General features: G+C 43.4%; 17 protein-coding genes and 24 tRNA genes. 7 read left to right on the forward strand and 34 right to left on the reverse strand.

From position 1 onward, the window contains the following. Window positions 1–90: 90 nt before the first annotated feature. The 3 genes from RM368_RS20255 to RM368_RS20265 form a co-directional block, all read right to left on the reverse strand. Window positions 91–276: a DDE transposase family protein gene (locus RM368_RS20255; protein WP_322695713.1), complete on the reverse strand. Its 186-nt coding sequence runs from the start codon at window positions 274–276 to the stop codon at window positions 91–93. A gap of 121 nt (window positions 277–397) precedes the next feature. Then, the gene (locus tag RM368_RS20260; protein WP_322695714.1) at window positions 398–814 is read right to left on the reverse strand and encodes a putative toxin-antitoxin system toxin component, PIN family; all 417 of its coding nucleotides are present in this window, start codon (window positions 812–814) and stop codon (window positions 398–400) included. Then, entirely contained in the window at window positions 801–1,049 is a 249-nt protein-coding gene (locus RM368_RS20265) for a hypothetical protein (protein WP_322695715.1), read from the reverse strand. Before RM368_RS20265 ends, RM368_RS20260 begins: the two co-directional genes overlap by 14 nt. Before the next feature lie 108 nt (window positions 1,050–1,157). Between RM368_RS20265 and RM368_RS38805 the strand changes: the two genes are divergently transcribed. After that, window positions 1,158–1,271, forward strand: coding sequence for a DUF6888 family protein (locus tag RM368_RS38805; RefSeq protein WP_416212246.1), 114 nt, complete (start codon window positions 1,158–1,160; stop codon window positions 1,269–1,271). 86 nt (window positions 1,272–1,357) lie between these two features. Here RM368_RS38805 and RM368_RS20270 read toward each other — a convergent pair whose 3' ends face one another. Further along, entirely contained in the window at window positions 1,358–3,085 is a 1,728-nt protein-coding gene (locus RM368_RS20270; RefSeq protein WP_322695716.1) for a succinate dehydrogenase/fumarate reductase flavoprotein subunit, read from the reverse strand. Between the two features lie 240 nt (window positions 3,086–3,325). Next, window positions 3,326–3,643: a hypothetical protein gene (locus RM368_RS20275; protein WP_099102821.1), complete on the reverse strand. Its 318-nt coding sequence runs from the start codon at window positions 3,641–3,643 to the stop codon at window positions 3,326–3,328. Window positions 3,644–4,164: 521 nt separating this feature from the next. On the opposite strand from RM368_RS20275, the gene RM368_RS20280 reads away from it, so the two are divergent. After that, entirely contained in the window at window positions 4,165–4,989 is an 825-nt protein-coding gene (locus tag RM368_RS20280; protein ID WP_322695717.1) for a hypothetical protein, read from the forward strand. 125 nt (window positions 4,990–5,114) lie between these two features. Here the strand turns inward: RM368_RS20280 and RM368_RS20285 are convergent, their stop codons facing one another. From RM368_RS20285 to pds, 4 genes are all read right to left on the reverse strand, one after another. Continuing rightward, window positions 5,115–6,437: an ABC transporter substrate-binding protein gene (locus RM368_RS20285; RefSeq protein ID WP_322695718.1), complete on the reverse strand. Its 1,323-nt coding sequence runs from the start codon at window positions 6,435–6,437 to the stop codon at window positions 5,115–5,117. Window positions 6,438–6,629: 192 nt separating this feature from the next. Continuing rightward, window positions 6,630–6,721: transfer RNA gene (locus RM368_RS20290), tRNA-Ser, on the reverse strand. Window positions 6,722–6,841: 120 nt separating this feature from the next. Continuing rightward, window positions 6,842–7,774, reverse strand: a complete 933-nt coding sequence (crtB, locus tag RM368_RS20295) for a 15-cis-phytoene synthase CrtB (protein ID WP_322695719.1) — start codon at window positions 7,772–7,774, stop codon at window positions 6,842–6,844. Further along, window positions 7,758–9,197, reverse strand: coding sequence for a 15-cis-phytoene desaturase (gene pds / locus RM368_RS20300; RefSeq protein WP_322695720.1), 1,440 nt, complete (start codon window positions 9,195–9,197; stop codon window positions 7,758–7,760). Before pds ends, crtB begins: the two co-directional genes overlap by 17 nt. A gap of 437 nt (window positions 9,198–9,634) precedes the next feature. On the opposite strand from pds, the gene RM368_RS20305 reads away from it, so the two are divergent. Beyond that, window positions 9,635–10,723, forward strand: a complete 1,089-nt coding sequence (locus RM368_RS20305; RefSeq protein ID WP_322695721.1) for a glycoside hydrolase family 3 protein — start codon at window positions 9,635–9,637, stop codon at window positions 10,721–10,723. A 125-nt stretch (window positions 10,724–10,848) separates the two neighbouring features. Here the strand turns inward: RM368_RS20305 and RM368_RS20310 are convergent. From RM368_RS20310 to RM368_RS20420, 23 genes are all read right to left on the reverse strand, one after another. Then, window positions 10,849–10,919 (reverse strand) — tRNA-Lys (locus RM368_RS20310). Window positions 10,920–11,056: 137 nt separating this feature from the next. Further along, a tRNA-Ser gene (locus RM368_RS20315) sits at window positions 11,057–11,139 on the reverse strand. 7 nt (window positions 11,140–11,146) lie between these two features. Further along, window positions 11,147–11,220, reverse strand: a tRNA-His gene (locus RM368_RS20320). Between the two features lie 9 nt (window positions 11,221–11,229). Then, a tRNA-Ala gene (locus tag RM368_RS20325) sits at window positions 11,230–11,303 on the reverse strand. Window positions 11,304–11,379: 76 nt separating this feature from the next. Beyond that, window positions 11,380–11,453: transfer RNA gene (locus tag RM368_RS20330), tRNA-Arg, on the reverse strand. Window positions 11,454–11,459: 6 nt separating this feature from the next. Then, window positions 11,460–11,530, reverse strand: a tRNA-Leu gene (locus RM368_RS20335). A gap of 10 nt (window positions 11,531–11,540) precedes the next feature. Further along, a tRNA-Leu gene (locus RM368_RS20340) sits at window positions 11,541–11,614 on the reverse strand. A 3-nt stretch (window positions 11,615–11,617) separates the two neighbouring features. Then, window positions 11,618–11,690, reverse strand: a tRNA-Pro gene (locus tag RM368_RS20345). Window position 11,691: 1 nt separating this feature from the next. Continuing rightward, a tRNA-Leu gene (locus RM368_RS20350) sits at window positions 11,692–11,769 on the reverse strand. Window positions 11,770–11,775: 6 nt separating this feature from the next. Further along, window positions 11,776–11,852 (reverse strand) — tRNA-Leu (locus RM368_RS20355). A gap of 5 nt (window positions 11,853–11,857) precedes the next feature. Beyond that, window positions 11,858–11,933 (reverse strand) — tRNA-Gln (locus RM368_RS20360). A gap of 3 nt (window positions 11,934–11,936) precedes the next feature. Further along, window positions 11,937–12,009, reverse strand: a tRNA-Gln gene (locus tag RM368_RS20365). A gap of 130 nt (window positions 12,010–12,139) precedes the next feature. Beyond that, window positions 12,140–12,214 (reverse strand) — tRNA-Asn (locus tag RM368_RS20370). A gap of 6 nt (window positions 12,215–12,220) precedes the next feature. Continuing rightward, a tRNA-Phe gene (locus RM368_RS20375) sits at window positions 12,221–12,295 on the reverse strand. Between the two features lie 81 nt (window positions 12,296–12,376). Continuing rightward, window positions 12,377–12,451: transfer RNA gene (locus RM368_RS20380), tRNA-Arg, on the reverse strand. 4 nt (window positions 12,452–12,455) lie between these two features. Beyond that, window positions 12,456–12,545: transfer RNA gene (locus tag RM368_RS20385), tRNA-Ser, on the reverse strand. Between the two features lie 4 nt (window positions 12,546–12,549). Beyond that, window positions 12,550–12,632: transfer RNA gene (locus RM368_RS20390), tRNA-Tyr, on the reverse strand. A 7-nt stretch (window positions 12,633–12,639) separates the two neighbouring features. After that, a tRNA-Glu gene (locus tag RM368_RS20395) sits at window positions 12,640–12,710 on the reverse strand. Between the two features lie 91 nt (window positions 12,711–12,801). Beyond that, window positions 12,802–12,873 (reverse strand) — tRNA-Trp (locus RM368_RS20400). Window positions 12,874–12,878: 5 nt separating this feature from the next. Next, window positions 12,879–12,949: transfer RNA gene (locus RM368_RS20405), tRNA-Met, on the reverse strand. A gap of 8 nt (window positions 12,950–12,957) precedes the next feature. Beyond that, window positions 12,958–13,030, reverse strand: a tRNA-Cys gene (locus tag RM368_RS20410). 3 nt (window positions 13,031–13,033) lie between these two features. Next, window positions 13,034–13,110, reverse strand: a tRNA-Glu gene (locus RM368_RS20415). A 4-nt stretch (window positions 13,111–13,114) separates the two neighbouring features. Then, window positions 13,115–13,188: transfer RNA gene (locus tag RM368_RS20420), tRNA-Asp, on the reverse strand. Between the two features lie 176 nt (window positions 13,189–13,364). Between RM368_RS20420 and RM368_RS20425 the strand changes: the two genes are divergently transcribed. Both RM368_RS20425 and RM368_RS20430 read left to right on the forward strand, forming a co-directional pair. Further along, on the forward strand, window positions 13,365–13,487 hold the full coding sequence (locus RM368_RS20425) for a hypothetical protein (protein WP_322678625.1): 123 nt from the start codon (window positions 13,365–13,367) through the stop codon (window positions 13,485–13,487). A 200-nt stretch (window positions 13,488–13,687) separates the two neighbouring features. Next, window positions 13,688–14,533: a polysaccharide deacetylase family protein gene (locus tag RM368_RS20430; protein ID WP_322695722.1), complete on the forward strand. Its 846-nt coding sequence runs from the start codon at window positions 13,688–13,690 to the stop codon at window positions 14,531–14,533. Window positions 14,534–14,796: 263 nt separating this feature from the next. Here the strand turns inward: RM368_RS20430 and RM368_RS20435 are convergent, their stop codons facing one another. Both RM368_RS20435 and RM368_RS20440 read right to left on the reverse strand, forming a co-directional pair. Next, window positions 14,797–15,186 (reverse strand): alr0857 family protein, encoded by a 390-nt coding sequence (locus RM368_RS20435; RefSeq protein ID WP_322695723.1) that lies wholly within the window; start codon window positions 15,184–15,186, stop codon window positions 14,797–14,799. A 16-nt stretch (window positions 15,187–15,202) separates the two neighbouring features. Then, window positions 15,203–15,709, reverse strand: coding sequence for an HNH endonuclease (locus tag RM368_RS20440; protein WP_322695765.1), 507 nt, complete (start codon window positions 15,707–15,709; stop codon window positions 15,203–15,205). A gap of 437 nt (window positions 15,710–16,146) precedes the next feature. On the opposite strand from RM368_RS20440, the gene RM368_RS20445 reads away from it, so the two are divergent. Next, window positions 16,147–16,482, forward strand: coding sequence for a hypothetical protein (locus tag RM368_RS20445; RefSeq protein WP_094347436.1), 336 nt, complete (start codon window positions 16,147–16,149; stop codon window positions 16,480–16,482). Between the two features lie 953 nt (window positions 16,483–17,435). Then, window positions 17,436–19,484, forward strand: coding sequence for a GAF domain-containing protein (locus tag RM368_RS20450; protein WP_409882161.1), 2,049 nt, complete (start codon window positions 17,436–17,438; stop codon window positions 19,482–19,484). The last annotated feature ends 5 nt before the right edge of the window (window positions 19,485–19,489 follow it).

The raw sequence follows: 19,489 nt of genomic DNA on the forward strand, positions 1-19,489 counted from the left end.
ATTCTTTTTCAGCAGTTCTGATTCCAGTTTACCTAATTGATGACACGCCCTAGGAATAAAGACCGTCACTGTCAACTTCTAACTACTAACTTAAATTGGTTGGCACTTCCCAGCCCTAATGAGTCCGACACGTCGAGCGATCGCTTCTTCTTGCGAACTAAAAGGCCCCCACTGTTCTATAATTTCTAGATTATCGTCGCCAACTTGGTCGCTGGGGATAATTTCACAGTTTCCCGCAGAACGCTTGACAATATACCAAGGTTGTGGGTTATTCATATTTGAAATAAAAATCTTGTTTTTTATAGTAACCTAAGTTGGGTATCATAATAGATTTCTTAGCTTGTTTCTCCACTACTGTATATAGCAAGGTGGGACAGTTGCGCTTAGGTTAATCTTGCTACTTTGAATCCAAAAATTCTTGAACAGTTAGAATCTCAATACCCCTCCAGGGGTTTAGCACTAGCAAATCATCATCTCCTGTAACAATACACTCTGCTTTAGCACTGACTGCTAATTCCAGATATTTGTTATCTTTTGGATCTCGGCATTCATTAATTTGTTCAATCACATCAATAAACTGAGAGTTTTCGGTTAAATCTTTGAGAAAATCTTGCCGCCTTTCTTGAGTAAGATATTTATCAAATTTGGGACGATATAAAACCTCTTGTAACTCAGATAATACAGAATCTGATAATACTATAACGCCAATATCCAGGGCTTGATCTAATGCCTGACGTGGCTTGCTTTGACTAAACAAAAATGCACTAATCAGCACATTGGTATCAAACACAAACCATCGATTATTCGTCATCATTCAAAAGCGATTTTAATATTTCAGGTGTTAATCCTCGCTCTCGTGCTTCAAAGCTTGCTTTATCCATCGTGTTTCTCAGACGCGCGATCGCTTCTTGTCTTTTAGTTGTAAATTGAGACTGCATGATTGCCGCAATCTTAAGTTGCAATTGTTCTCGTTCTTCTTCAGTGGCATTCCGGTACGCCTCTGCTACCTCAGAGGGAACTTTGATGGTAATTTCTTCTTTAGTAATCATGGTCTATAGTTCTCATAATTTATCATCTTTCATCATCTTACTTCTTTACGTCAGACTTCAACTTTTGACGGGAGCAGAAAATCTGGATGGACTAAATGCCATCAACTTATAAATGTGATGTTTCAGCCAATTCACATAGTGCGATTAGATGAACGATCGCTCAATATCTTTATATTAGCTAGAAAAAATAACAGTTGTAATTCAAAAACAATTAGGCTTTGATTGATAACTTAATCATTTCATATTTTTAATCGAGGTGGACAAAATTTTTGTCATCACCTCGATTTCTCAGATAAATTTATCTTTTGCTAATACTTCCGCTCTTTTGGCTCAAACATAGTAATCGCCACCGATCGATATTGAATATCAATTCCTGCTGGTGAGTAGTAAGCCATTGTGTGTTTGAGAAAGTTTGTATCATCTCGCTGGGAATAATCTTCGCGGAAATGAGCGCCACGACTTTCTTGGCGGTTTAGGGCTGATGCCAAAATAGTCTGTCCTACTACCATCAAACTTCGTAATTCTAAGGCTTCTACGAGTTCTGTATTCCAGCAACTACCTTTGTCATCTAAATAAATTTGCGGATATTTTTGTTGTATTTCTTCTAATTTCTGCAAACCTTCAGTCATTAATGCCTCAGTGCGGAAAACACCACAATACTCAGTCATACAATCCTGAAAAGCTTCACGGACTTGGTGAATGCGGTACTGTCCTGGTTGTTCTAGCAAAGCTTGAATTTGTTGCTGGGCTTCTGTTAGATACCGTTGCTCATCTACAGAGGGTAACTTACGTTTTTGCACAAATTTGGCGATCGCAGCTCCAGTTCTTTTACCATAAACTACACATTCCAATAGTGAATTACTGCCCAAACGATTTGCACCATGTACGGAAACACAAGATGTTTCACCCGCAGCAAAGAAAGCATCAACTAAACCATCACCACTACTGCGAACTTGACCATCGGTGTTAACTGGGATACCACCCATACAATAGTGAATTGTCGGGCGGACTGGCATCGGTTGAGTTACTGCGTCAACGCCTACTAGACGATGGGCTTCTTCCCAGCAGAAGGGAACGCGACTCATAATTTTTTCTTTGCCCAGATGGCGTAAATCCAGATAAACAAAGGGGCCACCAGCACTGCCGTTGAGATGAATACCACGTCCGGCGCGAATTTCGTAAGCGATCGCTCGTGAGGTAATATCACGAGGAGCTAGTTCCATGCGACTGGGTGCATAGTTCGCCATAAAGCGATCGCCTTCACTATTAATTAAATACGCCCCTTCTCCCCGTACCGCTTCCGAAATTAACACCCCTACCGGATATAAACCAGTGGGATGAAATTGGACAAATTCCATATCTTCGAGGGGCAAACCTGCGATCGCAGTCATTGCTAAACCATCACCCGAAGAAGCGTAATCATTTGAGGTAGTGTTATAAACGCGACCATAGCCCCCGGTGGCAAACATCACCGCCTTAGCCCGCACCACCTCTATATGTCCATCCAAAAGATGGAACATGACCACACCCTTGGCCTCATTTTCTTCTAAAATGAGACGCATCACGTACCACTCTTCATAAACTTGCACCCCATAACGCCGCAAATTGTTAACCAATTCGTGCAAAATCGCGTGACCAGTTTTATCAGCAGCGTAGCAAGTGCGGTTATGGGAATGTCCGCCAAAAGCTCTTTGGGCAATGCGCCCATCGGGTAAGCGAGAGAACAAAACGCCGAGATGTTCCAAGTCAATTACCACATCTGGCGCTTCTTGGGCGAGAATCGCTACAGCATCTTGGTCTGCCAAGTAATCAGAACCCTTGACAGTATCAAAAGCGTGTGCTTCCCAACTATCTTCGGAATCAACATTTTTCAGCGATGCAGCCATACCACCTTGAGCCGCCACCGAGTGAGAACGAATTGGGTGGGTTTTGGCAACCACAGCAATATTTAAACTAGGGTCAGTGCGGGCAATTTCTACAGCAGCGCGACATCCCGCCAATCCGCCCCCGACAATAATCACATCGTGTTCCAGCATAATTAGCCCTTTGATAGCAAACCACTGCTGTTCTATTGTAGAGACGTGATTAATCAGCTAGTGCGTTGTAACAATAACATCTGTACAAAAAAATTCCCTGCTTCTATACAGGGAGGTTGTAACAAATTTTGAAATTAGGAGTGAAAAGTTAAAAACAAAGAGTTATGGCACAGATAAAGTGACTCATAACTCTTGTACAGACGCGATTAATCGCGTCTGTACTCATAACTCCTAACTATGTTAGCTAGTTGCTTGTACAGGTTGTTGTTGAGAGACATTACCTGGTATGGGTTCCATTTTGGTTCCTGGCCCTACAGGACTGACTTCAATATGATTTAACAAGGTAGTGACAAACGCGAACAACAAGAAAGGTAGCGATAGCAGAACAACGAGACCCGCTGTTGCTAAAGCGTACACGGGCCGTTTAGCACCCATCAACGCCAAAGCTGATGCCAAACTTAGGGTAATTGTAATCAACCAAACAATTATTTGACCGTAGATATCACCGAAAGTCAGGGTACAGACAAACCGGTACTTTTGAATATTATTTTCGCTCATCACATTTGCCTCAAGTCTCTCCTAATAGGTTCTACGTTAGAACTATGTTTGCCTTGTAGGCAATTTCTAAATATTTTTGCAAGCTTTGTAATATCACTTCACAATCTAACTGCCTTTAATGGCAAGGCAGTTATGCTAACAAATTTGTTTCGTTTATGGAAGAGATGGCAATCGCGATGCCTCCTTAATAAACACTATCTTAATTTTAAGCAAAGAGACTATTTGTCATCTATCAAATTCAGGATATTTAGAATAAATATATCAATTCTATTTAATTTGTGAAAATTGCCACCCACAAATCCCCAATTTTGTAAAAGTTGTTGGGTATCTTGTTTTTCGCGAGTGATTCAGGATTACTATAGAATTTAATTTTTTGCTAATAAATATTAACTAGAGAAATCAAGTAAATTCAGGATGTAAAACCGATTTTTTGATGTTAAATTTTGAATATTGCCCGATTTTGTTGACTTAAGTCAACAAAAATCTTTATTTTTCGTGGCAACATTGTTTTAGGAGTGAACGTGAATACTATTTTTTTTCTTCGTAAAGGTGTTTTTTGGTTGCCAAGTTTAGCTACTCTTGCATTCGTGAGTAGCGGTTTATCTGCAAGCGCCCAGACAGTAAACAAGTTGAGCGATCGGGCATTAACTGAACCTTCCGCAACCGTAGCGTCTCCCAACGAGTTTAGGCAAAATCTCTCTACAGAAACAACTGAAACTTTTGCAGTCACAAATTTAACTAAAGTAGAGCAATTGCCCAACACTGCGATACAAGAAAACGCCAGTGTAACACCCATACCCGTTCCAGGTACAGTGGCGACCTCATCTGCAACGCTAACCTCTGAACCTGTACAACCGACTTCTCAAACTCCTGCTCAACCATCTGATACCAAAGTGGCGCAATCAGATATTGATTTAGGTAGAACTACCAATGGTGGTAGTAGCTATCTTGGCGTCGCTGCTAACATTGGTTTGAGCGGTGGTGACACGTCTTTGGGCGACGGTAACTTTGCGGTAGTTAGCAAAATCGGACTGACAAATTCTATATCAATACGACCCTCAGCCGTCTTTGGGGATAACACCACAGTTCTACTTCCGATCACCTACGATTTTACCTTTAAACCAGCAGATGCTTTTAGCGAACCATTAGCGATCGCACCTTACGTCGGAGTGGGTGCAGCTTACAAAACTGGTGATGATTCGCAATTTGCCTTTTTGGTGTCTGGTGGCATTGATGTGCCTCTAACTTCTCAATTTACGGCAACAGCTGCTATCAATGCCGGATTCTTCGATCAAACTGATGTGGGCTTGTTATTAGGAGTTGGTTACAACTTCAGTGGGCTTTAAAAGTTAAGAGTTAGGAGTTATGAGTTAGAAGTTAAGAGTTCGTAATGTTTCACTTATAACTCATAACTCTTCACTCCTAACTTCTAATTCTTAATTCATAACTCATAACTCTTCACTCCTAACTTCTACTTAGGGGTAACTTTGTCAATCACCTTGATTGTGCCATCGTCTCCTACTGTCCAAACATCGTATACACCCACGACATCGCCGTTAGCATCAACATCTACATTGCCGCTAGCGCCTTGGTAGTTAATCTTTTTACCATCTTTAAGTAACTTTAGTCCCTCGCAGACATCAGTAACTTCTGTGCCAGGGCCATCAGCAACTTCCCGGATTTTGCTGGCTATGCCAACGCCTGTATTTTCCTTAGCAGCTTGCGCCGCCAATGTTAATAAAGCAGCTGCATCCCAAGCTTGAGGAGCGTATTCCCCTGGTGCACCACCTTTTTTATCCTTCCACAGTTTGTTGAAAGCTTCTAATGCTTTACCATCGGAACCCGGTACTGTACCGATCGCTCCTGTTAAAATATATTTACCATCACCGCCTTTGCCAACTTGTTCGGGAAAAGTAGGCGATTTTACCCCATCTGTCAGCAGAATTTGTACTCCCTTCGCCACACCTTGTTGATAGGCGGCTTTTAGGAACAGACTACCAGTTTCCGCATACATTACAGCCAAAACTGCATCTGGCTTCCCAGCAAAAGCAGCAGCCGCTTCTGTATCAAATGTCTGGGCTTTCGGGTCGTAGCGGACAGGTCTATCTTTATTAACTATAGTGCCACCCAATTTTTCAAAAGTTTGCACAAATGCTTTTTCAAACCCTACGCCATAGTCATTATTAATCACGACTGTAGAAACTCGCTTGAAGCCTTTTTTGTTAGCAAGTTGGGCTAAGGCTAGTGCCTGGTAGGTATCGGGGGGAGCAGTACGCGCCCAAAAGCCTTTAAAGTCGCCTTTTTGTGCCTTTTCGGTAAACACGGTACTGGTACTACCAGGAGACACCAGCATGACTTTATTTGGTGTGGCAATAGAAACTGCTGCACTAGAAACGCTACTGGCAAAGGAGCCAACTACACCTGCAACTTTATCTAAAGTTGCTAGTTTGGTCATACCGGCAGCTCCAGCTTTCGGGTCGGTTTGGTCATCTACTTGCACCAAAGTAACAGGTTCGCCATTTACCCCACCGCAAGCGTTGACCGTATCCACCAGTAAAGGTATGGAACCTAGCATTTGCTGTCCTACTGAAGCCAAATCGCCTGTCGTCGGTAACAGGGAACCGATTTTTAGTCCTTTAGCACTGCTTGTAGTAGTTGAGTTTGCCGCTGGAGTAGCGGTACTTCCGTTGGTAGCTGTGCCGTTGGGGTTACTGTTATCACCACAAGCCCCAAGTAGAAACCCAGCCGCAAGGGTAGCTATACTTAAACTTAAGGCGGCACTAATTTTTCTCATAAATTACTTTCACTCCTCAAAACACTTAGGAGCCTAAAAATAAGATCCAAACTAGATTTGTAACTTAGCTGGATCTTATCAAGATTCCAAAAGATAAATCATATCATCCATCTTTAGGAGTAGAAATATTTACGCCGATAATAGTATTTCTTTTTTACACAGAATATACTCTGTGTATCAAAAGCTCAAAAACGGAGAGGGAGGGATTCGAACCCTCGGTACGGAGTTGCCTGCCGTACAACAGATTAGCAATCTGCCGCTTTCGACCACTCAGCCACCTCTCCATGACTCACGAATATCAATGTTACCAGACTTGTTAGCAAGAGTCAATAGTCATTTGTCATTGGTCATTAGTCATTTATAAAACTCTAAGGACTAAAGACTAGGGACAAATGACTAATTTTTTAAAGGACTTGCGATCGCATCCAAGCTATGGGCAAGCTGCATAACTTTTTCCATTGGGGAACGAAAGCCCGCTGACTGAATACATCGTAATCGTTGCGTTCAATCGCCTCCAAAATTTGACCGTACAGCATTGATGCTGCCCATACAGGCCAACGAGCATCGGATGCTAAATAAGTAATTCCCTGGTCGGATGTGGTGTAAAATTGGCGGGCGCGGTCAATTTGAAAGCGCATCAATGCCCGCCAACGATCGTCTACCACACCTTTGAAGAAGTCTTGCTCGGTATAGTTAAATTTTGCCAAGTCTTCCAGGGGAATGTAGATCCGTCCCCGTTTGGCATCTTCTCCCACATCCCGCAAGATGTTGGTGAGTTGATTGGCAATTCCGAGAGCGATCGCTTCTTCTATGGGAACATAAGGTTGTTTGTTCTGTTGCCACGGTGCTGCATATATGGTGTTATCCACACCCATAACTGATGTTGACATTAAGCCAACAGTGCCAGCAACGCGGTAACAGTAGAGGTATAAATCCTCAAAGGTTTCATAACGACTGCGATATAAGTCCATGCGCTGACCGGCAATCATATCCCGAAATGGTTGAATGTCCATCGGAAAGCGCTGGAGGGTATCAACTAAAGCTACATCGTAATTTTCTAATGGACACCCCGCAAAAATCGATTCCAGCTGCTGTTCCCATAGGTCTAGGGTTTCTGGCGTGGTAATAGCAGATGCGGGGCCATCCACCAATTCATCTGTACGGCGACACCAAGCGTAAATTGACCAAATAGATTGACGTTTTACCGGACTCATCAGCAAAGTACCCAGGTAAAAAGTCTTGGCATACTTTGCTGTGAGATGCCGACAAAGTTTGTATGACTCGTCTACAGAGACCAGCGTTTTCATGCGCGGCGGGGAATCAGGCAGTTGCAGCATTCGTTGCGGGCGGTCGGGTGAGCGTTTGCAGGTTTGAGGAATTTGCTACCGGGAGGGCCTCAGAAATCGCCTGCGCTGTCAGCTTACCAGAAAGTACGGCACCTTCCATACTGGCTAAGTAGCGTTGCATGGTGTAATCCCCTGAGAGATAGAAGTTACTAATGGGGGTTGTTTGCGAGGGACGGTACTGTTGACGACCAGGGGTCGCTTTGTAAACTGAACGGGGCGTTTTCACCACATGAGATTTCAGCAATGTTGCTGGATTGTCTCCCCCGAAGTGGTCGGGGAAGAGTTTTTCTAACTCGGCAATAGTTGCAGCCACAATCTCCTCATCGGATTTGGCAATCCAATCTTTTGCCGGGGCTAGAACTAATTCCAGCATCGAGCGTTCGGGGTTGGCGTATTCACGGCAGGTATTGCTCATATCAGCATAAACGCTTAGGAGGGGCGATCGCGAGAATAGCAAGTGATCAATTTGCGTAAGTTTACGATCGAACCACAAATGCACGTTAATCACAGGTACGCCCTCCAACCCGTCTAGCTTTTGGAAAAACTCCATTTCTTTCCAAGGTGCTGGCAAAATCACCTTCAGAGGGTCAACCGGCATGGCAGATACATACAAATCCGCCGTGAAAACTTCATCTTCCTCTCCATTCAACCCCCGCATCAAGTAACCTTTGACGCTACCATCGGCGTTTAGCAAAATCTCTTTTAAAGGGGCATTCAAACGGACTTCTCCACCGCGTTCGGTGATGTAATCTACTAGGGGCTGACACAATCGTTCTGTTGGCGAACCATCTAGAAAGGCCATTTTCGAGCCTTTTTTTTCTTGGAGGAAACGATTGAGGGCAGTTAAAAGAATGGTTGCCGAAATTTCATCTGGGCCGATGAAGTTCAGCGACTTGGCCATAGCAATAAAAACTTCTTTATTGACCCGTTCTGGAATTTTGTGTTTACGCAGCCAATCTGTCCAGGAATATTTGTCCATTTCTTCAACGTACTTTTGCCCCTGAATCATGGCCGGCAATAACCCGATGCCAAAGCGGATTTTTTCTGGCCATGTCAGCATGTCGTTGTTTCGCAAAATTGCCACTATACCATTAATTGGTGCTGGCAAATCTGGGAAATCAAAGCGACTGTAAGTACCTGGTGCATCTGGTTGGTTGAAGATCATTGTGTGTTCTTTCCACTGCAATCGATCTTCAATGTCCAGTTCTTTGAATAACTGCAACATATTCGGATATGCGCCAAAAAAGATGTGCAGACCTGTTTCGTACCAGTCTCCATCAGCATCTTTCCACGCGGCCACTTTACCGCCTAGAACGTCTCGACGTTCCAAGACAATGGGTGTGTGACCTGCGTCTGTAAGATATTTCGCGCAGGAAAGTCCTGCTAGTCCCGCTCCCGCGATCGCTACTCGCATGTAACCCTACTGCTCTTCAATATTTCTTAACCGTTTTATCGTTTTCATTATACGTTGCAATCCGTTACATTTGGCAGTTATTGTGCGATCACTTCCCTAAAAAACTTTTGCCAAAGGGAATTTTACCTACGCGCACTTGCCCAAGCAAATTGCCAATACCATTGTTGGCAATAGCTTTGTGGCGTACACTTTCTCTATATTTACATGCAAGTGATTTAGGGAAACAAAAGTATTTCCTTTGACTGAAAATAGCTAATTTTAAAAGTTGTCTGAAAGGAGTTGATTTCTTGGCTAATTTGTGTATTTGCTATTAGGAAACATCTGGGGCATTACTTAAAGAAAACTTTCCTCTCCCGATAAGGGTGTAGGATAAATGTTTATGTCCTCTAGGTTGAACAACCAAGTTGTTTACCGCACAACTTAATAGGTAAAAGATTATGGGTGTATCGCAGGAGCTAAGGCGCTTTGGACATCACTTAATTTTAGGTATTTCCGGCACGACATTAAGCGATGACGATAAACGCGCACTCAATGAATTAAAGCCGATTGGGGCGATCTTTTTTGCTAAGAACTTTTTGGATGGCACCCCATATCAGGTTTGGCTGGAAAGCTTCAAGGATTTGAATAACCAAATACGAGAATATACTGAACGTGATTCCATGTTCCTCACTCTCGATCATGAAGGAGGTCGTGTAATTCGTACACCACTGCCAATTACCCGCTTTCCTCATGCCTTATTGCTGCGATCGCACGCTTTTGAAGTAGCAAAAGCCACAGCAGTAGAACTAAAATCACTGGGAATCAATTTATCTTGGGCACCTGTAGCAGATATTTTTTCCCATCCTGACAACCCTGTGATTGGGTCTCGCGCCTTTGGTAACACTCCCGAAACTGCTACTCAAGGTGCGCGTGACTATTACCTTGGACTTCGAGATTCAGGAATTTTGGGATGTGCTAAACACTTTCCCGGACATGGAGACACCAGCAAGGACTCTCACATTGAGCTACCAATATTGAATTTAACTCTAGAAGACCTGCGACTTCGAGAACTTATACCTTTCAAAGCCTTAATCGAAGTACAGATTCCTTTGATTATGACTGTCCATATCTTATTTCCCAGAATAGATCCTGATGTCCCAGGAACGATTTCTCAGGCTATCCTCAAAACCATACTTAGAGAGGAACTTGGCTTTGAGGGAGTAGTTGTATCTGATGATTTGGATATGAAAGCGATCTCAGATATGTTTATGAAAGCTGGTACTGTGGCGCGGTCATTTAATGCAGGCTGCGATCTGTTTATTGTATCGCGTAATATTAACTCATCATCTATTGAAAGAACTTATCGGATTGCTGAAGATTTTGCTGATTCGCTCAGTAACGGTAGCTTAGATGAAGCAGTCGTAGAAGCAGCTAGAGAAAGAATTGAGAAACTACTGGCAGTAACACCGCAATATCCCATACATGCTTTGGATAAAGATGTATTATTACAACATGCTCAACTAGCGATCGCTAGTTGTTATTCCTAACCCAACGAGCATTCAAGTTGTACATTAGCAATTGCCAAAAGGCTAACCAAGATTGCATTTCTTAATTTTGAATTTTGAATACTTCGGCTACGCTCAGTACAAGTTTTGAATTTTGAATTGTTTAATGGGTGGTATAGGGGTCGAACCTATTTCTGCGGGTTAAAAGCTCGCTGCACAGCCAGTATGCCAACCACCCTAGTTAATTTGAAAAAGAAATGAGCAAGTGCGATTTGTAATACCAACATTTAGATATAAATCCACCAGGGAGGTACTGCCCCTCCTGTTTCTGTGTTATCAGCACAGCGCCTCACTTTTCGGCTTCAGGTGGAAAAGAGGAAGATGGAGGAATCGAACCCCTACAGTTGCCCATACCCTGGTTTTCAAGACCAGTTGCCGTCCATTCAGCAGCATCTTCCATTCAGGGGCGTCTGACGGGACTTGAACCCGCTCTGACTGGTTCCACAAACCAGCGCCTCGACCACTTTGGCTTCAGACACCATCATCAGTGGAATCAATGGGAATTGAACCCATAACCTCCTGCTTGCAAGGCAGACGCTCTAGCCATTTGAGCTATGACCCCATAAAAATTTAAAATTCAAAACTTGTACTGAGCGTAGCCGAAGTATTCAAAATTCAAAATTAAAGACATTTTCAAACGGGAGTGGTAGGACTTGAACCCACAACTTTCGAGGTAGAAGCTCGAAGCTCTATTCCATTGAGCTACACTCCCAATATTTGGTAGTCCTGGCAGGATTTGAACCTGCAAAAAACTAGATCCTCGGTCTAGTGCGTCTTCCGTTCCGCCACGAGAGCTTAGTACCCCTGACAGGATTTGAACCTGTAAAATCTGGACTCTGATTCCAGCACGTATGCCAGTTCCGTCACAGGGGCATATCGGGATGGCAGGACTCGAACCTGCGACTCCATGCTCCCAAAGCATGGCTTCTGGCCACTGAATTACATCCCGTTGGTACTCCTGGTGGGAGTCGAACCCACAACAAAACAGATTTTAAGTCTGCCACCTCTCCCAATTGGGCTACAGGAGCAAAGTTTGGTACTCTTGGTGGGAATCGAACCCACAACTTACCGTTTTTGAGACGGCAGCCTCTTCCAGTTGGGCTACAAGAGCAAGTTTGGCAGCCCCGCCAGGACTCGAACCTGGAATCTTCGCCTTCAAAGGGCGCTATGTTGCCAATTACACCACAGGGCTTTATTGCCAGGGCAGGGTTTGAACCTGCAACCTCATCGTTCAGAGCGATGCGACTTCCCAATTCGTCCACCCGGCATTAAATAATTCGTAATTCGTAGTTCGTAATTCGTAATTGTATTTTGTGACGGGGACTTAAACGCCCGATTAACATACAAGCCGTTTATAGAAACGTGGGTATCAACCCCTATTTAATTACGAATTATAATTGGCTGCCTCAGTAGGACTCGAACCTACAACCGCGCGGTTAACAGCCGCTTGCTCTGCCATTGAGCTATGAGGCAACGAAGCCCCCCAGGCCGGAATTGAACCGACGACCTCCTGTTCTTCAGACAGGCGCTAACTACCAACTGAGCTACCGGGGGATAAGAAGGAGAGATAGGTTTTACCTAGTGGACTGGTTTAATTCAACTCGAATCAGCCACTCCATCATCTCTCCCATGTAACGAGAGCGGAGGGATTTGAACCCTCATGTCTTCAGTTTCGTAGACTGAGATGTTATCCAGTTACACCACACTCTCAAAACGGAGAGAACAGGATTTGAACCTGCGACGGATATTAACTACCCGCTTCCTCTTAGCAGGAGGACGCTTTGAGCCACTCAGCCACCTCTCCACAGTGGGTCGAGCAGGATTTGAACCTGCGTGCAAAAAAGAACAGTTTTACAGACTGTCGCCTTCAACCAGACTCGGCCACCGACCCATAATGATTCCCTCGACGAGAATTGAACTCGCATCTTTGCTTTGAAAGAGCAATGACTTAACCATTCGTCCACGAGGGCAGAATTGAGAGAATTTTAGATTTTAAATTTTGAATTTTAGATTAAAAAATTTAATCCAAAATCTATAATCCAAAATCCAAAATTGTCTGACGCAGGGACTAGGATTTGAACCCAGAACATCGGATTTGGAGTCACGAGGTGTTGCCATTACACCATCCCTGCATTGTTAGCAGTGGCGGGATTTGCACCTGCATCGACCTGGTTATGAGCCAGGGGCTTTACGTTAAGCTACACTGCGACACCATAAGGCTGAGGTGAGATTTGAACTCACGATGTCGGTTTTGCAGACCAATGCCTTCAACCACTTGGCTACTCAGCCATTTGGGAGTCCCGACGAGATTTGCACTCGCAATCTTCAGCTTGAGAAACTGATGGCTTAAACTATTCGCCTACGGGACTGCAACCAGGGTGACGGGACTTGAACCCGCAACATTTCCACAGACAACGGAACGCTCTAGCCAATTGAGCTACACCCCGATTTTGAGAATCTGTGCCTAAAATTTTAGGTTTTTAGGCACATGTTTTGTTGGTGAACTTGCCCATTTCTTATTCAGTTTTCAAGGTTCAGAAAAATTACTTTTTACTGTTAGGAAAACAACCGAAACTCTAGGTAGCAAGCCTGTTGTGTATTACGGATGTATTCAGTGGTTTTGATGAGTGCAAACTTAGAACTTTTTTCGTTTATTGCCTCTACTACCGATGGTTTGCAAGTAGGAGCAGTTTTGTTAACTGGGGACTCTGGTTTATTCCAACGCCTGTCCTTTAGTTGGATGTAGAACATAAATTTGACTTTTGAGAAGCTTTGTCTTTCGCCTCACTACAGATATACTACAAAATACTACAAGAGGTGTCAAGGGGTTTCAGAAAGTTTTTTTGAAATTGTCTATAAAAGCTGCTGCACTTATATTTGAGCTTGCTAAACCCTCTGAAAAATCAAACTACAGCTTATGATTGGGTGAATCTTTAAAAGCCTGACGTGACAGATAACTCCTTCAAGCGACGACAGATAATTAGTTTTGTCGCGATCGCCTCTAGTATTACAGCTTGCAGTATTGCCCCAGGTATCTCCCCACAATTGGGGTTGAACCAGCCACTAAGCAAAATCCATACTGCACTTCAAGATCCAGCAAAGGGGCAAATTAATCCCCAGCTACCGCCATCAGTCAAAGTAGAAAATCCTACTTTTACAGTCCCAGATAAATTTCAAGGAAAAACAGTTTATAAGGTGCAACCCAGCAACAACGAAAAGGTTATTGCTTTAAGCATTGATGATGGCCCCTGGCCAAAGACAACCCTAGAAATGCTAGATATCTTGAAGCAAAATGATGTTAAAGCAACATTCTTTTGGGTAGGACAAGCTTTAGAAGCAAATCCAGACTTAGCCAAGCGTGAAGTAGCCGAGGGACACGCCATTGGCAACCATACTTGGCATCATTGGTATCGGCGAATGGATGAAGCCACAGCCAAGAGTGAAATCGATCGCACAACCGATCTGATATACAAAATTACAGGAGTCAAAACTTCTCTGTTTCGTCCTCCTGGAGGCTTTTTAAATAATGGACTAGCCGCTTACGCCAAAAGCCAGAAAGATGCTGTCATTATGTGGTCACTAACTTCAGCTGATACCGATCCTCATGCCAAACCGCAGGCATTTGTAAATAATGTCCTCAAAGGCGCGAAACCTGGTTTCATTGTTTTAATGCATGATGGTGGTGGCGATCGCCACAGAACTGTACAAGCTTTGCCACAAATCATCAGCGGACTCAAACAGCAAGGCTACCGATTTGTAACAATTCCTGAACTGCTAAAAATGGCACAATAAAGGGTGAGAAATTCTCCTCACCGAAGAGGCAGAGGGGAAGGGGGCAGGGAGCAGGGGGAGCAAGCCTATCCCTTGAGCGCAGAGCTTGATTGAAGCATGGGTACGTTCGCGTTGGCGAAGCCTCTCGTAGAGAAGCGTCCGAAGAGAAGCCCCCCCTTTCTAGGGCGCTTGGACGCAAGCCGCGAGTACAAGCCCCGTCTGGTGTCTTCCCCCTTGCCCCCTGCCCCCCTGCTCCCCTGCTTCTTTTGACCCGACTATTTTGTTTATTCGCTCATCACAGAAGCACAAGATTGAGCTTCCTGCCAAAGTTTATGCAAAAAGAACTCAGCGCGATCGCTCATTGTGGTGACAAACACACCGACAGAATCCTTAGAACTAACTGATAGCCAAGAACCCCGCAGGGTGACTTCCATATATTCGCCATCGCACGCACACAGAGCAATGATTTCTCTGTCATCTCTTTTTACCTCAGACCTCAGTACTTCTACTCCTGGCAAATCAACAGGAAGCAAAAAGGAAGCGGTACTTGGTTCAATGCACAAACTTTGCCCAACTCGCAGGGCTAAAATCACTCGTTGCGCTACCCATTCTTCTAGCGCCAGAGTGATACATTCCAAATCAAAACTGCTTTCAGTGTAAGTTAATTTCAGCATTCCTTATGCTCTCCTGTTATTCCAGGTTTGCTTGCATATCTATCCAAAACTGTTCAGCAAAAGAAATCGCGGGGTGGATTGGCGCTTTTGGTTTGGTACGCAGTTGCATACCAGCTTCAAACAGGGTGCGATCGCCTTTACGGGAGTTACATCTTTCACAAGCTGCGACTACGTTATCCCAAGTGTGAGAACCGCCTTTAGAACGCGGCATCACATGATCTAGCGTTAGATGTTTGCCACTACCGCAATATTGGCAACTGTGATGGTCTCGTCGCAATACTTCCCGCCGATTCACTGGCGGAACTTTCCACATCCGCTCATTAGAAGTGATTGTCAAGCGAATATGTTTTGGCACATCAATTACCAAACTGGGTGAGTGAACTTGCCATCCGCTTTCTGTGGTAAAACCCAACGGTTGCGCCTTGTTGGTTACTAACAGCACAATCGCCCGCTTGATATTGACCCGACATAGTGGCAAGTAATTTTGAGAAAACACCACCACAGATTGCTCTAACACTTGCATTGCGTTCGCGCCGCGCATGGAAGATATCGTCACAGCTTAACTCCTTATAAAAAAACCCCCGCTTCAAGTTTTCGGTGAAGCGGGGGTTAGAATTGACCGGAAAATTTTCTGGTCTCATATCGGTACAGGATTCCTTTGCCTGTACCCCCCGCTTTTTTGATTTAGTTGTGGTTTTGCAATTAGTGCACTAATGGCTACATACTTATAATCATCATTACCTTCTGTGATTTGCCTATGATTTCGGCTACCATCGCCCATAAATAAATACTCCACTTCCATAGCAGCTGATTCCCAATTGGTTCGGCAATTGGTAGAGCACAAAATTGAAGTAGAGATGGGGTAAATAGATTTCACAGAAAATTTCACCTATTGAACATTCCTTTAAACATACTACACTTGTATTACTATCCTGTCTATACCTTCAAGGAGAAAAACTGATGCATACGATCGCTCGCACCCCAACCACCGATATGGAAGTTACCAGCATTCGCTTAGAACGGGAACTCAAAGATAAACTCAAAGAAATAGCTGGGAATCAGGGATATCAAGCTCTGATCCGAGATATCCTTTGGAATTATGTTCAGCAAAAATCAGGTGAGTGGAAACCTCGATTTTCGCGATCCGACATTCGAGCTAGCATAGCTGCTACAGCTCAGCAAGAAGAACGCTGTGTGCTTACAGGTCAACTAATTCAACCCCAAGAACCGATGTTGTTAGGACTAACGAGGAATGGCGATATGGTTCCTCTGAGTGTCGAGAGCTTGGCTGGATAAACTTCGTCTATTTTGAAACCTGGTGTAGGGAGGGCATCTAGCTCGCCCTACCAACAGGGAGTATAAAATGCTCTTACTACTTTAAAAAATATAGTTCTGAAAATAGATGTGGTTTTTTATATTCAGATTAATGCAGCCTAGTTATTTTTACTAATAACTGGGCTGCATTCACAATTTAGCCAGAACTGCCGCAACCTGTAGCGAACAAGAATTTATTTAAATTTAAGCTCTACTCCCAATACTTGTCGGGTTTTGGGGAAAAGGGGAAAGAAAAAACCTTTAACCTAAACCCAGTAACCTTTTCCTCAAATCCAATTTCGAGTTAAAAATCCAAAACCCGAGCAGTATTGGCTCTACTCCAAATTTCTGTCATAGGTTGGGAACAAGACGCTTACGAACTCGCTAGCATAGTTACGCTATCAGTGTAGTATCGGGTCTGAACACAAGTGCGTCTCGTTGATGCAGCCTCTCCTAGAGAAGAAAAGCCTACACTGCAAGAACAACCTCCTCGTGTTTTCTTTACTTTTGTTGATATTTTACTGAGAGTTACGGAGATCGAGGAGTAACTTGTTAAACTTACTAGTTTTTTCAAGAAATGTAATAAAGCTTTATAAAGGAAGTTACGTAATTTTACGCGCTCAAAAGGGGAATTTTGCTGTGATTCCAGAGAAATTACGGTTTATGTATACTTACAGACAGGATAAAGTTAGTAAATTATTTCCAGACAGTGCAGTTAAAAATAAGCTAACTTAAGCATTTATAGGATATTTTGAGTATTTTATTACTTATGTCCCAATGTAGCAATTTGCTTGATGTAGTGGAAATTTGGCCATCTGATATAGAAAAGGGCTATAACAGGTGAGAGAAAGTATTCACACAAAATTTGTCAATTATCAAGGTGTAGCAACACAACTAACGGTGAAGAATATGCCAAGAGGTTGGGTGCAAGAACAATGGCGTTACTATCCGAGGGCGTGCCAGAAATGAAAAAGCCTTTATCATCGCTGCCACATTACGTAGATGACATAGATCGACTACAACCTTACCAAGTCAAGCTGATGCAGCATCAGGAAGAACCTGCCCGCGAGTTGGTACAAAAGATTAACCAAATTATTGCTAATAGCTCTGCAACAGCTTTGATGCTGCAAGAGATTGCCCAATTGCTAGGAGTCGCTTTTCAAGTAGATTGCTGCTGCTTGGTTTCAGCGGCAGATGAAACATCAGACGAAGCAACTACTACTAATTGGTGTGCTGATGAGTTTCTAGGGTTGCCACACCCAGAAGAAATGTTTTCGATGGAACAGTTGCTTATGCACTCGCCAGTGCTGCAATGTGCTGCCCAACCATTGACTATTGAAGACATTTCCATTATTCAGAACAGTCTGGTAATTGGGTGTCAATATTTACCACTACCGATAAAAGCAGTTTTAGCAATTCCCACTCGCTTTGGTGGCAATAATAATGGAGTGATTAATCTGATTAAATTCCAACCTTATGAATGGAGTGAATCAGAAAAACAATTGCTCAAAGAAGTGGAGTCGGCTTGCGCGATCGCTTTTTCTGGAGTGGCACAAGCTCAACAAATTACTCATCAAGAGCAGTCTCTGCAAAAAAGCAAGCACCATCAAAGCTTGATCAAGCAATTAACCTTATTGAGTCGTAGCAACTTGGAGTTGAATCAAATGCTCCAGTTAGTTATCGCCTCGACAGCCGAATCTCTACAGGCAGATCGGGGTTTGCTCATCTTACTAAAATATACAGATCCACTATTTAAGACTCAAGCTAAAAAACAAATCCCCAAAGCGAAAGCTAGTGTAATCGCCCAATGGGCTAGAGAAACACAAAATTCTGGCACTAGTAAATTAGACACCTTAGCTGAGTCTTTCTTGATTTCAGACTGTGGTTTATGCCAGCGTGCCTTCATGGATTCTGGAAAACCAGTAATCTTCGATGACTATACAGATCAAAACGATACCTTAACAGCTGCTCCATTATTTGCGATAGAGAAATTGCCTGCGGTACTTTTAGTGCCATTAGAAAGTCAAGGTAAAATTTTAGGATTCTTGGTGCTACAGCAAGCTGTAATTCGCAATTGGCAACCAGAAGAATTAAATCTTGTGGAAATGGTTTGCGCTCAAGTGAGTAACGCCATAATTCAGTCACAGACATTGCGCCAAGTGCAAATGTTGGTAGATGAACGGACGGCGAAACTCCAAAGTAGTCTAGAACTGCAAGCGAAATTGCATGAAAGAACCCGACAGTATGTCGAGCAGCTGCGGAAACTTAATGAACTCAAAGATGAATTTTTGAGTAACATGAGCGATCGCCTACGCTATCCTTTGACAAATATGCTGATGTCAATAAAAAACTTGCGTTTGCCAGGAATAGCACCAGAGCGTCAGGGTAAATATCTAGATATTCTTGAGCAGGAATGTTCAAAAGAAATCAACTTGATTAATGACTTGTTGACACTCCAAAAGCTAGAGTCGCCTCACGAAGCCCCGCAATTAGAATCTATAGATTTAAATACTAGAATTCAGGATATAGCAGCATCTTTTGAGAAAAAACTTGGCGAAAAAGGATTAAAAATTTCTATAGATTTGCCGGAAGAATCGCTCAAACTACAAACTGAACTAGAGAGCTTTGACCGCATTCTGCAAGAATTATTAACGAATGCCTGTAAATACTCAGAGCCTGATACAATAGTTCGCCTTGAAGCGGCTCATCAAGTCGATCGGCAAATCGATCGAGTTATCATGAAGGTGACGAATACAGGACGTGCCATCTCTGAAGAAGAAGCGACCTATATCTTTGATAAGTTCCGTCGTGGAAAAGGGCGCTGGACTCCAGGGACTGGCTTGGGACTTGCTTTAGTCAAGTCTTTAGTGCAGCATTTGAATGGAGCGATCGCTGTTGAAAGTCTCCCAATTTCGGATTCTGAACAGAGCGAAATTTGCTTCACCTTGACTCTGCCCCAATTTTCTGACGAAAGCAAACCATAATTCTG

It is taken from the genome of Nostoc sp. DedSLP03 (assembly GCF_034530815.1).
GTDB lineage: Bacteria > Cyanobacteriota > Cyanobacteriia > Cyanobacteriales > Nostocaceae > Nostoc.